This window comes from Flagellimonas allohymeniacidonis (assembly GCF_004296335.1).
Taxonomy (GTDB): Bacteria; Bacteroidota; Bacteroidia; order Flavobacteriales; family Flavobacteriaceae; genus Flagellimonas; species Flagellimonas allohymeniacidonis.
On record NZ_SGIU01000001.1, the window covers coordinates 1,584,251 to 1,598,909 of the forward strand.

Consider the following 14,659-nt stretch of genomic DNA (forward strand, 5'->3'; position numbering starts at 1 on the left):
TTAGACTGTACTAATAGGCAACTTTCTTATCCGTTTCCCTGTGGCAGCGAAAATTGCATTACAAACAGCTGGATAAGTCACGGGAGGGGCGATTTCCCCTACTCCCCAAGGCTGTTCTTCGTCGCTTTCGCAAACATATACTTCAATTTCAGGCGTTTCATGTATGCGCAACACTTTGTTGTCATGGAAATTGCTTCGTGTTACCTTTCCTTTATCATATTCCGTACCGCCATAAAAAAGGGCCGATAGCGCCCAAATCACCCCTCCCTCCATTTGTTTTTTCACGAAATCGGGATTGATAACCAGGCCACATTCAATGGCCACGAAGATCTTGTCCACCTTCACTTGACCACTCTCAATCGACACCTCGGCGATAGCAGCTGCATACCCATTTCCATGCATGTAAGGATATACAGCAATGCCCTGGCCTGAACCCTCTTCCATTGGTCTCCCCCAATTTCCCTTTTGGGCAACAGTTTTCAGTGCCTTTCTAATTCGGTCAATTTTGCAGGGGTATTTGTGGTTGAGCTGCACCTCTGTACCTTCCGGCAATAGTCCCAACCTAAATTCAAGTGGGTCTTCTCCTAGTTCCACAGCCACTTCGTCAATAAAGCACTCGGTGGAAAAACCCTCTGCATTGGCCATCACCGAACGCCAGGCACTCATTTGGGTGAACCCCTTGAGACCAATGAGTTCTGCGTGAACGTTAGGCACATCATATATCATCCAAGCGCAGAGTCCCCCCCAATTGTCCAAGGCCCCTTTCAATTGCCAAGTAACGGGATCACCCTCTTTGAACCCCATGGTGTGCGTATTTATTTCCAGTGGGTTTAAAAAGTCAAATTGGATATCATCCTCCCTTGAATACACCATTTTTACCAATTGCCCCCCGGCTGCCTTTGATACCAAGAGTGCCTCCATACCATGGGAAGCCCAATACCGCAATCCAAAACCACCACCGGAGGGATGGCAATGCAATTTGATGTTTTCTTTGGGCACCCCTAAATGCTTTTCAATGTTGCCAAGCATGTAATTTGCAGCCTGCGTTCCGGTCCAGACCTCACAGCGGTCTTCCATAAAAATTGCTGTGGCGTTCAAAGGTTCCATACAGGCATGGTGTTGATAGGGAAACTCATAGGTATGTGATATTGTTTTTTCCGCATCCGGATAGGTATCCACATCCCCCTTGCTATAGGCAACGTATCCATCTTCTTCCCTTAAACGTTGGTGCGCTTCTTCCAAAAAACGCTCATGTACAATATTGCTCTTTTCCCCAGCTTCCCAAGTAATCTTAAGTTTTTTTCTCGCCTGAAAAGCTGTCCATGTGGAGTTGGCGATTACAGCCACCCCATCTCGAATATGGGAACTACCGTCCAACACAAACCCTTTAATGGGAACTACTTGTTCCACGCCGGGCAACTGCAAGGCTTCGGTCGCCTCAAAGTCAACGAGCCTGCCTCCAAATACTGGTGCCCGTTCTATGGCGGCATACTTCATTTCAGGTAGTCGAATATCCAGCGCATAGGGATGTTTCCCCAAAACGATATCTGGAATGATCTTGTTGGAAAATACTTTCCCCACGAGCTTGAATTGCTTCTTGTCCTTTAGTTCGGTTACCTCGGATTCAGAAGGGTCAAATACAATTTTGTCCACCAGTTCACCGTACTCTACCTTGTTTTCAGAATCCTTGAGATGAACATGGTTGTTATCTGTAAAACAATCTTCCTTATCCACCGCCCAGCCCTTGGCCGCAGCTTGAATCAAAAGCTTTCTTGCCAATGCCCCAGCACTGCGCATGATTCCCCATTCATTGAGGGTACTGGTACTTCCGCCTGCCCAATTGGCTAGTCCTGGAATGGGATCGGAGTAAACCACATGTACTCTGTCCCAGTCTGCATCCAATTCTTCCGCCACAATGGCCATAAGTCCAGAAGCGATCCCTTGACCCATTTCATGTTTGACAATATTGATGAAAACCTGCCCATCCGGTCGAATTTGGAGATATTCCCCAATGGCCGACCCGTTGTTGTCCCCAAAACCATTTTGAGTATTGGGCAAGGGATTTTTAGGTGGTTTTTTTTGTTGCTCACAGGATTCCAAAAGACCTATTCCTATGACAAGACCTCCACCGGCAACTCCCGTGAGTTGCACAAACTTTCTACGTGTCAACATAATTCGTGAATATTAATCGTTCTGAGCTGCCTTTCGGATAGCTTTAATAATTCTTGGATAGGTTCCGCATCTACAGATATTTCCCGACATAAAGGATTTTATTTCCCCATCAGTCGGTTCAGGGTTCTCATTTAGCAATGCAATAGCACTCATTATCTGCCCAGATTGACAATAGCCACATTGGGGTACTTGCTCATCAATCCATGCTTTTTGAACAGGGTGCAAGAATTCTCTTGAAACACCCTCAATGGTTTGCACTTGCTTATCCTCAACAAACCTTACCTTGGTAGTACAGGACCTCATGGCCTGGCCATCCACTAAAACAGTACATGCCCCGCATTGACCAATGCCGCAACCATATTTGGTCGCCGTTAGTCCCAAAACATCTCTCAATACCCATAGCACAGGCATATCCGGATCCAGTTCTTGCTCATAATCCTGCCCGTTAATGTTTACTTTCATTATTCTTGGGTTTTACAAGTTTGAGCCAAAAAGATATCTAAATCTCCCACTCCAGAACCATTAAAATGACCAACACAGGATTTAATGATATGAATTGAAACAATTGAAAGACCAAAAGTTTGTTTCGCCAAGGCAAAAGGACCTCGGAATGTGGATCTTCTTCAAAGTCCAATGCCCAGGGGTTCAGATTTTGATTGACATGTGCTATATAATTAAGGTTTTTTGGGAATACGAAAATCGTAATTAAACACTTTCCGAAATACTAAGATTTACACCCATTTGAGGTTATGTAAGGAATCGAACCTGATATTCTTAGATATAGTTACCTATTCGGTGAGTATAAACTTTTATTGTGTTCCAAAGCCTATTTTTATTGGGGTTTTGAAAGATAGGTTCTAGTCCCTCCGGGGCCAATTCCGAACCCAGTGCAAAATTGACAAATTTCCCCGTTTCCTTTTGAGGGTACATTTGAATGAACGTTAGGAATATATCCCTCAACACATACAAAAAAACCTACAATTCATACAAGTCTTGTCCTAGTCCAGGCTTATTTCTTTTATCTTAAAAAAGGATTGCAAAGAGCCTGGCCATGGACAAAAAACCCTTTCCCTATAAAACCCTTATTTGGGCCGTTGTGGCGGTGGCGGCATTGGTACTTTTTAAGCCCCAGATAGCCAACCTGCTCCTCAATAGCAATGAAATTGATGTGTTCGGGGTTAGCATTAAGGTAAATGACAAACAATCCAAGGAGCTTCTGAACGCCCAGAAAGATTTTGAGGACCAAGCTGCTGACCTCAACCAAAAGATTATCAACCAAGATATGGCCATTGATTACTTAAATCTACTGGCCTCAAACTTATCAGGACAAATTCAGGGCTGCCAAGATGCCCAATCCACCGCCAAACAAATAGACTCGAGTATCCGAAACCTCAACATCCTGAACAAAAACCTGAAAAAGGAGCCGTTTCTCTTGAAAGATTATCAAATCATAAGAGCCAAAAAGTCGAGATAAGCAAAAAAACGAATCATGAAAAATAGCAAGCTGACCTTAGTTTTCATCCTGATCCTAAGTGTTTTTTCTGTGTCCTCATGCGTAAGTACACGAATAGAGGCCAGTCCGTATCAGGATAGTGCTGAAAATATAGAATGCCAACGCAAATCGAGCTGGAGCTATTGGTGGGGCGTCGCGCCAGGAAGCACCAAAACGGTCAGTGCCAACCCTGAAATACAGGGCACCGAATGTCCCTGTGAAGAGAAAGCCATGAGTTGGACTGTCGTAAAGACCTCTTTTCCCGATTTTCTATTGAGCCTGGTCACCTTGGGAATCGTGAACCATAGAACCGCTATTTACGGTTGTGCGCGACCACAAAACGGTGATGGACCGTTATAGACAATTAAAATCAACAGTATGCCGCCTGAAGGAATAACACAGCTGCCCATTCAGCAATGGACCAATAAGCACGAAAACTTCATCCATAATTTGGTGCAAAATGCCTCATTTAAATTGAGAAATCCTGATGCAGGCAGTCGTAAGGAACGCTATCGAAAGAGCACGGAAAACTTCCAGTGGCTCATTCAACATGCACTGGACAACAACTTAAAGCTACGGGCCATGGGTAGTGGGTGGTCCTTCACAAAAGTCGGTGTCACTGAAGGTGGATTGATTGACACGGCCTCCCTGAATTTTTCATTCCCGCTCACACAAAAGTATGTCAATGCCAATTATGCAAACGGACCTGAAGATTTGTATTTTCTTCAATGCGGAACCATTGTCTATGAAGTCAATAACCGATTGGATGCCAAAATACCCCCTCGTTCCATCAAGGCATCGGGAGCCAGTAATGGGCAAACCATTGCCGGGGCCCTTTCAACGGGTACCCACGGCGCAGCCTTCAAAGTTGGCGCCATACCTGATTTTGTAGTTGGATTGCACATCGTGACCGGCCCCAATACCCATATTTGGTTGGAGCGAGCTTCATACCCTGTGGCTTCCCAAGAATTTGTGGATTGGTTGGACGCCGATTTACTACAGGATGATGATTTGTTCAATGCAGCTTTGGTTTCTTTTGGAAGTTTTGGGTTCATTCACGGAGTGATGGTAGAAACCGAGCCTCAATTTTTGCTTACGGAACATCGGGAAGGAAACATTGCTTATGACCAAAAGCTTAAAAAAGCGATGACCCAACTCGATTTCTCTGACCTACAATTGCCCGGAACTGGACAAAATGGGGAATTATATCATTTTGAAGTGCTTTTCAACATTCACAAATTTGAACCTGGAAATCCCCAAAAAGGGGCATTTTTAAAATATATGTTCAAAAAGCCAGTGGAACCGCATCCACCCATTTTAAGGGATAATGAGTTCACCTACGGCGATGATCTATTGGGAATCATTTCCACAGTTTTGGACAAATTACCTGGTTCAGGACTTCTCATTCCCGTGCTGGTCAATAATATGTTTAACCTTGCCTTTACGCCAAAACCGCCAATTCAGGGAACCATAAGGGAAATTTTCAATTACACCAAGTTTAGGGGCAAAGTCGCCAGTGCGGCAATAGGAATTGATATTGCTGATTCCCCAAAAGCGTTGGAACTCATTGTAGAGGTAAACAAGAACAAGCCTTTCCCTGGCGGATTATCCTTGCGTTATGTAAAAGGTACAAAAGCCACCCTAGGGTTTACCAAATTTCCCAATACCTGCGTTTTGGAAATGGATGGTGTTGATGGAAATAAAGCCCGAGAGTTTTATGAAGCCGTTTGGAACAAATTTGAACAAGAAGGAATTGCCTACACTTTACATTGGGGCAAAATCAATTTTAACCTGAATGAGAATAGGGTCAAAGCCATGTACGGGGCTAACCAGGTGCAATCATGGATAGATGCCCGAAACCAATTGCTCTCAATACCGGTGTTAAAGGTGTTTGAAAACAAGTTTATCGAGCAGTGCGGATTGAACAAGGTGCTTGGAGCAATTATTTGAGTCCATATGACAATCTTCTAAAACCTTAGTTGAAAAAACTAGGGCAATAGAGCTTAACCTGAATTTCCGTCATAATAGAGGCTTGCGATATGAGGGCCTCTATTTGTTCATTGCTCAATGGCACCAAATTCGTACTTACTTTTCTCGCAATCTCCAATTTTTCTTTCGGCTGTAATTGCTTTAGGATGGTTTCGTAGTTGATGCTCTCTTTCAGTTTTTGTTCAATCAACTCCCATTTTTTTTGTTCAATATCTGAAGCGGATATGCCATGGGATTTCCACACATCTTCTTTGATATGACCCTGCTTTAAACCATCAATGAATATTGGTATCGATTCGTCAAAGTCCCATCCCAGTGATTGATAGGCCACCTCATGTTTTTGACTTTTACTGGGTTGAAACAATTGCTGTATCATTTGAAGGTTCTTAATCCGGTTCATAAAAACATTTGAAGTTCTAAATAGCAAAGCCAAAGAATTCCAATACCTGTTTTTAAAAGGCATTTCATTACCGGCATCACTTACCAAAATATAATAGCAACCATATTTGCTTGCCATTTGTGTCAATTTATGAAGCCCCTGATTGTCGTAAACTCCGCCGTCAACCAATCTAGGTTTTACAATTTGATAGTTTTCGGGGTTTTCATAGAACTGTTTTTTGATCTTTACCGGAGTGAACACCCCAGGAACCGCTGTTGACGCCGATACAGACCGGGCCAAGGGAAAGTCTTTTGTCAGATACTTAATATCTGGTAATTCTTCGTCATACACATATTTGGAATCTCCCATGCTTGTTCTTGAGAACACGAACAATCTCCCGGTCTCCAGATTGGTAGAGTTTATTGCTATTTCAATATCTGGGGACATATCAGAAAGCTTTGCCTTCTTAATGAAAAATTTGTCATAGGCCTTTTCATTTAGATAGCTCAAAGGAAAAAGCAAAAATTGGAAGAAAAGGATCAAAAGAATAAACCCAAGTATTCCCAATAATCCAAAAAGCGTATAGCCGTTAAACAAGAGCCATGTACTGCCCACAACTATCCCCAAAACAAAAAGGGATGGGATCAAAATGCGAAACGAAGTCAAAACAAATTTTATGACGCTTCGCTTTACCCCGGATAAAATTATTTTTTCAAAGGTGTCATAATCCCCTAAATGTAACATATAGGTCGCCCCTGTAATTGATCCACCTGAGTTGGAGGATATGACATCTATTTTGTCCAATAGAGCCAATTCCCTTAATTTTCTAAAAGTTCCAATATGATAGGTTGTTGCACGATAGCCACCTCCACTGAGACTCAACCCAAATTTCTTATTATTGATCATATCCAGATTTGATTAATTGGTTCCTTTAAAATCTTATGGTCAACTCATGGTATAATCCATTCACATCATCCGTCTTGAAATTGTTCTGAAAATCAGCTCTCTCATTGGAATCCATCCTCGTCCTTTCTTGATTGATTCTATCCGTCAGCGTTGTCTGTTTATTATATGGTATTCCCGCTTCATTGCTGAAAATTAAACGACCCTTTGTTTTGTGCAATAAGTCATCGAGAATGAACTTATTGGGCATTGTATTTTTCCAACCTTTACTAATCACGTTGTAATCCAAAGTGGCCATAGCGGTTAGTTTTGGATCGGTCATCATATCCAGACCCAATCTTTCTGCGGTTCCGTTATGGCTCATATGGTGTGCAACTTTGTAGAAAATGGTTCTATTCAACAAATCTTCGGTCAAATGTTTTTTGGCAGGATCTTGCTCGTTTCCCCAATCGATTGTATGCCAGCTGGACCAACTACCATATTCAGCATCTCCAGGAAAGAGAAGAACTTGTCCCGTGCTCTCAAATTCTATTGCAATAGCAAGACTTAGGTTATTGGTAAGACTGTTCATGCGCAACGCCAGATTACCACTGCTAAAAAGCCAATCATAATCTATTCTGCGCCAGTTGCCCTCCTCATATTTCTCCTTTACGGTTTTCATCACCTCATCTGATTCAACCAATAATTCTTGGTTTCTCATTTTTGCCGAATCGTCATCTTCGTCCGTATAAATGAACTTTTCATCAAACGGTAGTTTAGAGGAAGGCAGCTCAATTTCGTATTTCATGTTAATAGCTTCCGAAAATGCTCGGTGATCTTCCATATTATGACTGTGTTCAAAGGACTCACCCGGTCCTCCTGACTCCTTTTCTACTTTATCATGCAATTCGGGAGGGCCCAGAATGTAAAACTTTAAACCTTTTGCACCTGGATGATCTTTTACCACCTGGCCTGGTTTGAAGTAGCGAAATCCATCTACATTCATATCCTCTTTCACGATTCGCATACCCTCCATGGCCCCTTTGTACTCCCCCGCTATCGCTAGATTTTGTTCTAGACCTGTATTCAACTCGGCAAAATCTTCAATGATTGAAGCTTGATTCTCCCGCAAATTGAGCATTTGATTTTCATATTTATGTCCTTGGAATTGCTGCATGAAATCAGGTGAGGCAATAGCCTGATTTAGAAAAGAGGCCGCCATGGCCAAAGCTTTTTTCTTCTCTCCATGGTTCTTTTTCCATTTTTCCACTTTGGGATCTCCGTCTTCCTCTGTCCAGCCCATCCATACTTGTTTTACATCAAATCCTTGGGTAAACAGATCCTTGCATCTTTGAAAGGCCAAAACATGATCCATATGTTCATGGGTCACCACCAACACATCCACTTGATTATTGACGTATTTTTTGATGTCCTTTACGAAAGGTTCTATGTGATCTTTGCCTTTTTGCCAAACCCCAGCATCGATCATCATTTTGAAGGTGATCTTATTCCCCGAAAAAAACTTTAGCACAAAACAGTCACCTGTTCCCATGCGGTACATTCTTATTTGTACGCGTGTTACTGTTGAGTTGGACATATTTATCTATTAATGTTGATGTAATATTGCAAAAGGCTCTGTGAACATAAAATCGGATGCCCGGGTACCAAAGTACCGTCTTGCTTCCCCCATATGTAGGGGCATATCGTAATTCTGATATTGATATTGAGCCAACACCCTTTCAGCATTGATCACAGCCTTGTTTCTTTTTAATTCCTCGATATCGAGCAGTGGTTTGTGTATGGCATATTTGAGCACATTGGAGTCGAGGTCAAAAATCAAGGTGCAACCACCATAGAAAATGAAACCCTCATCGTTGTCCAAAGCATCATCGCTATCTGGAATAAAGTGACTAATAGCACGATTTATATCCACCTGGCAGCCACTTTTTTGCGTTATGGAAAAAATAACATGATTAATTTTTTGATTGTCCGGTCCTACTCTGGATACTACCCTTAAATTTTGGATTTGAAATGAAGGAAAATAGCCGCTTCCCGCTGTTTTAAACCCGAGTTGATCAAAATTGGGAACGAAAGCCAAACCGGTCATTTCACTAAACACAGGATTTTCCCCAAACTTTACCTTGATACGGTGGTGCAGCCCTTTTTGGTATTTATTTGAGTCCCCGAAGCCTCCACCGATATAATTTCTGGTGATTTCATAAATCTGCTGTCTGTCAGTTATGTACTGTATCTCTTTGGCATAGTCCTTTAGAAAATCTATTATTATTTCTATTAATCTTACTGAGGTTTCGTCGAAATTGGTTTGATAGTTGCTTTTAATGTTGAAATTGTTATTCTGTTGATTTGCAATACCTAAACGTAAGTCAACAGCTTCATAGCTCAGCGTTTCAATGCTTAAAGTTTTTATAGTACGTGGATAAATGCCCCGCTTTCTGAAGGCATCGATAAAGGCTAGTCTGTAGTCCAGGGGATCTTCTTTCATAAGATCGATATCTGCAGTAATTATGGCTCTTAAATAATCTCCAAAAGTCAAATCAACCGGGGGACAATAATCCAAAGCACGTATACACATGTTCAGCACATGTTTTGCCGATTTAGATGCCTCGCCCGCAAGGCGATTGGCCAGGTCAGGATGGATTTCCCCTTCTTCAAGTAGACCTGTGCCGTTTGTTGCTATTCGTAGTAAATCGGCAATACGACTTTGATAAATGGTTAAAAAGGCCTCGAAAATAGCGGCAACCAGAATACTGCCTCGCTCATGGGGCTGTGTTATGTTTTCATAATCATCGGAATTGGGTTCCCGAGGTCGCCATTCGCCCGTTGATTCATCAACCTGTCCAATGGCGTCTCTTAAACTTCCATAACCTCCTATTGCTGAACCTAATTCTTGGGCCAATTTTCCCAATAAATTCTGACTCCCGAGGTTTCCCCTAGTGTTTGCAATCTCATGTCGTAAAACTTCAGGATGCGTGAAATGTTGAAATAAGGCCACAATATCTGCGAAAGCTTCATGAAACGCCAGCATATCGGGATTTGTGGGGTTGTTATAATCCCTATGAATGCCATCCAGAATGGCATGTGTCACCTCATGGGAAATAACATCATGGCTCAAGCAGGTAAACACCAAAGAATTGGGCATATGAATAACATTATTTGCCGGAGTAGAATTAAAATAGCCAAATAAAAGTGCTTTTCTGTACGGACTGTAAAAGGCATTGGCCTCTCTTAGAGCATGGGGGTAAATACGCAATTTGGGAACGTATTCTTCATAATTATCATCATTGGTGAGTCTTGGTGACCAAATGATTTTTCTTCCCAAGGCACGCTCAAAATTCTGAATGGTCGACATAGCCACAGCATATACCATCTGCTGATGAAATTGAGGATTACTTACGCTTGGTCGAAGCCCATTATCGGCCAAAATCGGTCTATCATTCAAATCTACCGGAGCGTAGTAACGCGATATGGTGGGGTCATAATCAATGACCTCCAGATATTCTCCGCAAGGACCAGGTTCCAAATCTTCCCAATCAATAGCATATGTTATTCTATTAATTTTGGCTGTATCAATCTGTAGGGAAAGTGATGGATCAAAGGCATAGGCACGTAAATGCCGAAAATCTGGATTTTTCGCTTTTGATATTCGCATGGGCAACAAGGAATTAAATGTGATGGGGGAAGTACTGTAAGTTACTAAATATCAATCAAAAGCAATTACATGAAAATCTTAAAAATTATAGGGTTTTCCTCTAAAGCCACCTAATCTCAACAGAAATTTGCCTATCGATCAAGCATGCATTTTTAAAAAGTTAAGAAACCTTGTTAACCGGTGTTAGGTTCTGATGAATCTTTCCCTGGAATAATTCCGATAATTCGCTTTTGAAACTACCTTGAGCGTTTATGCTCTATAGCAACAAAAGAACATTCCAAAAATGGTTGATAGGTATGTGCTATGATTTATTTAAATTAGGCTGGTTCAAAGAACATTCTAACCAAATTTGACATAGGACTTAGCCGACCTTAAGCTCAGCAACAAATTCAAAAGGAATCTTGATTAATCTTGAATCATACATATTTGCTTAATGAAGTTCAGGATTATAGTCGTTTTTTTACTGTTTGCCTTAGGCTATTATAACCCCTCATTCTCGCAACTTGATGCCTCGACCATTGGGAGCGCTGTTGACCTAGGAGGTAACTGCTATAGTATCACACCTGATCAATTGGATCAAGCGGGAGGTGTTTGGTACAATAATAGCGTCGATTTCGCAGAAGATTTCACTATTTATTACCAAGCTTTTTTTGGCACAAAGGACGCCGATGGTGCCGATGGCTCAGCTCTCGTATTTAAAGGTACTCCAAACCCTGTTATAGGTGGTAGTGGAGGAGGAATAGGTTTTGCTGGAATCACACCTTCCTTAATTATTGAGTTCGATACATTTCAGAACATTTCACCCTTCAACAATAATGATCCTGTATCCGATCATATAGCCATTATTAGAGATGGGGACCCCGATCACGGCCAACCCACTAATTTATCAGGTCCGGTTCAAGCAAGTTCTACAAGTACAAATATTGAGGACGGTTTAAATCACGAGGTTCAGATTCAATGGGAAGCCGCTGCACAAACCTTGAGTGTTTATTTTGATTGTGTCCTTCGACTTACATTGACCGAAGATATTCAGAACACCATATTTTTAGGAGATAACACTATTTTCTTTGGATTTGTAGCGTCGACCGGAGGATTATCCAATTCAAACGAAGTATGTTTTAACAGCATCACATTTGTGGAAAATCTACTACTTGAGGATGAAGTTCTATGCATAGGAGAATCCCTGGATACTGTCGACGCCACCATTCCCAGCGGTGTTACGTATTCATGGAGCCCTATAACGGGAGTAAGCGATCCCAACATTCCCAATCCAATTTTTTCCCCATCCACTACTACTACCTATACCGTGACCATCGAAGATATTTGTGGAGAGACCACCACCGAAAACTTTACACTTAATACTTTACCTATTGAGACTCCACTATTTGACGCTGTCCCTCCCATCTGTGCAGAAGAAGACCTGACAGCGCTACCAACCACATCAAACAATGGTATTACAGGCAGTTGGAGTCCTGCATTGAACAACACAGTCACAACAACCTATACCTTCACACCAAGTTCAGGAGAATGTGCAACAGAAACCACATTAGAGGTAACGGTCATCCCTAATACCGTTCCCATTTTCGATGCTATTATGCCTATTTGTCCTGGAGATATTCTGCCTCCATTGCCAACTACGTCCAACAATGGCATTACGGGAAGTTGGAGTCCAGCTCTTAACAATATGGCCACCACCATGTATACCTTTATACCAAATCCTGGCCAAGGTTGTGTCGCTGAAACATCTACGGAGATAGTGGTGCAAGGAATAATCCCTGAATTTGAAGCCGTGGGAGCCATCTGTGCTGGTGAAACCTTGCAACCCTTGCCAACCCTATCCAATAATGGTATTGCTGGAAGTTGGAGTCCGGCTCTAAACAACACGGCCACCACCGTCTATACCTTTACACCTAATGCAGGAGAATGCGCCTTTCCTACCACATTGGAAATAGTTATCACACCCATAAGTACACTGGAAGTGGACGCATCCGTCACTTCCGAGAACTTTGATGATCGGCAGACCATTGAGGTAATCGTTACAGGGGGTATACCACCCTATGAATTCAGATTAAATGATGGTGCTTGGCAAGAAAGCAATGTTTTCGAACGGGTTGAAGGTTGCGCGCAAACGGTGTTTGTAAGACAGGTAAATGAATGCAGCGATATACCCGAAACCTCGGTGCTGGTTCTTACCTATCCCAAATTCTTTACTCCCAATGGAGATCCCTATAATGACACTTGGAATATATTTTGTCTTGAAAACGACCCCTTAGCGCAAATAACCATTTTTGACCGATATGGGAAGTTATTAACCAGATTCCCTACCACTAGTTTTGGTTGGGATGGAAGGTTCAACAATATTGACATGCCTTCCGAAGATTACTGGTTCGTACTGGAATATGAAGATCAAGCTGGAGTTATGAGAACATTTTCTTCACACTTTTCTTTAAAAAGATAAACTTGGTGATGAGCTATCTATTGACTACAGCTATTTTCTTACAAAGTGTTCCAAGCCCTTTCTGAATTTCACTATTAAATAAATCCCTAATTTTAAATTCACTTTCTATAAGCTTGGAGCTTTGTATACTGTCATCGACATAGAGACCACTGGGAACGGCATTAAAGGGAATCGAATTACCGAGATTGCCATCTTCAAATATGATGGGCAGCAAGTGGTGGAGGAGTTCACTTCCCTGGTCAATCCAGAATGTCCTATCCCCTACTTCATCACTGGTCTTACTGGCATCGATGATCAAATGGTCGCCAGAGCTCCCCTTTTTTCTGAAATTGCCGATACCATTCTCGACCTTACCCGTGATAGCATCTTTGTGGCTCATTCTGTTAATTTTGACTACGGGGTCATCAAAGAAGAGTTTCGACAGATTGGAGTGGATTTCGTTCGGAAAAAATTATGTACCGTACGTTTGTCCCGTAAGTTGATTCCAGGACTTCGGTCCTATAGCCTAGGTAAGCTATGTTCAGCCATTGACATTCCTATTTTGGACAGACATCGGGCTCGCGGTGATGCCCATGCCACAGTTTTACTGTTCGAAAAGCTGCTGCGTCGGCCTGAATCGGAAAGTGTAATACAGCGCTTTTTAAACGCGCGAAGTCAAGAGGCCACGCTTCCCCCGCACTTGTCCAAATCGGTTTTGGACGCCATCCCCCAAAAACCGGGCATCTACTATTTTAAAGATCAAAAGGGAAACATTATTTATGTGGGTAAGGCCAACAATTTGCGAAAGCGAGTTTTGGGGCATTTTTATGATAAAAGTGAAAAGGAGGTACGAATGTGCAGGGAAACGGCCCATATCGATTTTGAACTTTCGGGCAGTGAGCTGGTCGCTCTCTTAATGGAATCGGCAGAAATAAAAAAACACTACCCGCCATACAATAGCGCCCAAAAAAGAAATCTAAAAAGATATGCTCTTTTCAGCTATGAGGATCGACGCGGAATACTGCATCTAGCTTATAATGACATTAGGCATGTCCCCAATCCTTTGAAAATTTTCTACAGTCAAACCGATTGTAGGGCCTACTTGGAAGAAATATGCAATATTTTTGCGCTTTGTCCTAAATATTGTCATTTATTACCTAATGCATCTTCCTGCACACTACATGGGCTAAACTCTTGCGAAGGGATATGTATTGGGGAAGAATCCATAGAGCGATACAATACCAAGGTTGAGGAAGCCCTATCTCATTTCGGCACCTCATCATCAGAAATTCAAATCATTAAAGAAAAGGGAAGAAACCCAGATGAAAGTGCCGTAATCCTTGTTGCAGAAGGTATTTACCAAGGATATGGGTTTATCGATAAACAGCATCAGGTCACGACAATTGAAGATATTGAAGCATTTATCATCCGTCAAAAAAATACCTTGGAAACGGAACGCATTATCAATGCCTACTTAATCAAAAAAAATGCGGTTGGTAAAACAGAATCGACGGTAGTCAATTAAGTGGGAGGGCAATAAATCAGTCTTTGATCTTTTTGTACATGCGTATTACAAAGAGCAGCCAGGCCAAGAAGATAATGGCAACCACAATGGAATAAGCAAGAACAAAATCCATT

Annotated in this window: 10 protein-coding genes; 5 read left to right on the forward strand and 5 right to left on the reverse strand. The window is 42.0% G+C overall.

Going from position 1 to position 14,659, the window contains the following annotated elements:
* Together EW142_RS07260 and EW142_RS07265 are read right to left on the reverse strand one after the other, a co-directional pair.
* Positions 1–2,172, reverse strand: a complete 2,172-nt coding sequence (locus EW142_RS07260) for a xanthine dehydrogenase family protein molybdopterin-binding subunit (protein WP_130611757.1) — start codon at positions 2,170–2,172, stop codon at positions 1–3.
* A gap of 12 nt (positions 2,173–2,184) precedes the next feature.
* Positions 2,185–2,634 carry a (2Fe-2S)-binding protein gene (locus EW142_RS07265; protein ID WP_130611759.1) on the reverse strand — a complete coding sequence of 150 codons (450 nt, stop codon included), beginning with the start codon at positions 2,632–2,634 and terminating at the stop codon, positions 2,185–2,187.
* A 589-nt stretch (positions 2,635–3,223) separates the two neighbouring features.
* Between EW142_RS07265 and EW142_RS07270 the strand changes: the two genes are divergently transcribed.
* From EW142_RS07270 to EW142_RS07280, 3 genes are read left to right on the forward strand one after another with little or no spacing between them, the layout of a single operon-like run.
* On the forward strand, positions 3,224–3,646 hold the full coding sequence (locus tag EW142_RS07270; protein ID WP_130611762.1) for a hypothetical protein: 423 nt from the start codon (positions 3,224–3,226) through the stop codon (positions 3,644–3,646).
* A 15-nt stretch (positions 3,647–3,661) separates the two neighbouring features.
* Entirely contained in the window at positions 3,662–4,024 is a 363-nt protein-coding gene (locus tag EW142_RS07275) for a hypothetical protein (protein WP_130611765.1), read from the forward strand.
* 18 nt (positions 4,025–4,042) lie between these two features.
* Positions 4,043–5,614, forward strand: coding sequence for an FAD-binding protein (locus EW142_RS07280; protein ID WP_130611768.1), 1,572 nt, complete (start codon positions 4,043–4,045; stop codon positions 5,612–5,614).
* A 25-nt stretch (positions 5,615–5,639) separates the two neighbouring features.
* Here the strand turns inward: EW142_RS07280 and EW142_RS07285 are convergent, their stop codons facing one another.
* Genes EW142_RS07285 through EW142_RS07295 form a run of 3 tightly spaced genes read right to left on the reverse strand, consistent with a single transcriptional unit; the run spans position 5,640 to position 10,584 of the window.
* Positions 5,640–6,938, reverse strand: coding sequence for a patatin-like phospholipase family protein (locus tag EW142_RS07285; protein ID WP_130611771.1), 1,299 nt, complete (start codon positions 6,936–6,938; stop codon positions 5,640–5,642).
* Between the two features lie 25 nt (positions 6,939–6,963).
* Positions 6,964–8,511, reverse strand: coding sequence for an MBL fold metallo-hydrolase (locus EW142_RS07290; RefSeq protein ID WP_130611774.1), 1,548 nt, complete (start codon positions 8,509–8,511; stop codon positions 6,964–6,966).
* 9 nt (positions 8,512–8,520) lie between these two features.
* Complete coding sequence (locus EW142_RS07295; protein WP_130611777.1) at positions 8,521–10,584, reverse strand: gluzincin family metallopeptidase; 2,064 nt, start codon at positions 10,582–10,584, stop codon at positions 8,521–8,523.
* A gap of 433 nt (positions 10,585–11,017) precedes the next feature.
* Between EW142_RS07295 and EW142_RS07300 the strand changes: the two genes are divergently transcribed.
* Together EW142_RS07300 and EW142_RS07305 are read left to right on the forward strand one after the other, a co-directional pair.
* Positions 11,018–13,042, forward strand: a complete 2,025-nt coding sequence (locus tag EW142_RS07300; RefSeq protein ID WP_130611780.1) for a lectin-like domain-containing protein — start codon at positions 11,018–11,020, stop codon at positions 13,040–13,042.
* A gap of 121 nt (positions 13,043–13,163) precedes the next feature.
* Positions 13,164–14,546, forward strand: a complete 1,383-nt coding sequence (locus EW142_RS07305; protein ID WP_130611783.1) for an exonuclease domain-containing protein — start codon at positions 13,164–13,166, stop codon at positions 14,544–14,546.
* The last annotated feature ends 113 nt before the right edge of the window (positions 14,547–14,659 follow it).

Excerpts from the sequence above, each read along its gene's own strand:
- EW142_RS07260 (WP_130611757.1), bottom strand. The coding sequence starts at position 2,172 with ATGTTGACACGTAGAAAGTTTGTGCAACTCACGGGAGTTGCCGGTGGA.
- EW142_RS07265 (WP_130611759.1), bottom strand. The coding sequence starts at position 2,634 with ATGAAAGTAAACATTAACGGGCAGGATTATGAGCAAGAACTGGATCCG.
- EW142_RS07270 (WP_130611762.1), top strand. The coding sequence starts at position 3,224 with ATGGACAAAAAACCCTTTCCCTATAAAACCCTTATTTGGGCCGTTGTG.
- EW142_RS07275 (WP_130611765.1), top strand. The coding sequence starts at position 3,662 with ATGAAAAATAGCAAGCTGACCTTAGTTTTCATCCTGATCCTAAGTGTT.
- EW142_RS07280 (WP_130611768.1), top strand. The coding sequence starts at position 4,043 with ATGCCGCCTGAAGGAATAACACAGCTGCCCATTCAGCAATGGACCAAT.
- EW142_RS07285 (WP_130611771.1), bottom strand. The coding sequence starts at position 6,938 with ATGATCAATAATAAGAAATTTGGGTTGAGTCTCAGTGGAGGTGGCTAT.
- EW142_RS07290 (WP_130611774.1), bottom strand. The coding sequence starts at position 8,511 with ATGTCCAACTCAACAGTAACACGCGTACAAATAAGAATGTACCGCATG.
- EW142_RS07295 (WP_130611777.1), bottom strand. The coding sequence starts at position 10,584 with ATGCGAATATCAAAAGCGAAAAATCCAGATTTTCGGCATTTACGTGCC.
- EW142_RS07300 (WP_130611780.1), top strand. The coding sequence starts at position 11,018 with ATGAAGTTCAGGATTATAGTCGTTTTTTTACTGTTTGCCTTAGGCTAT.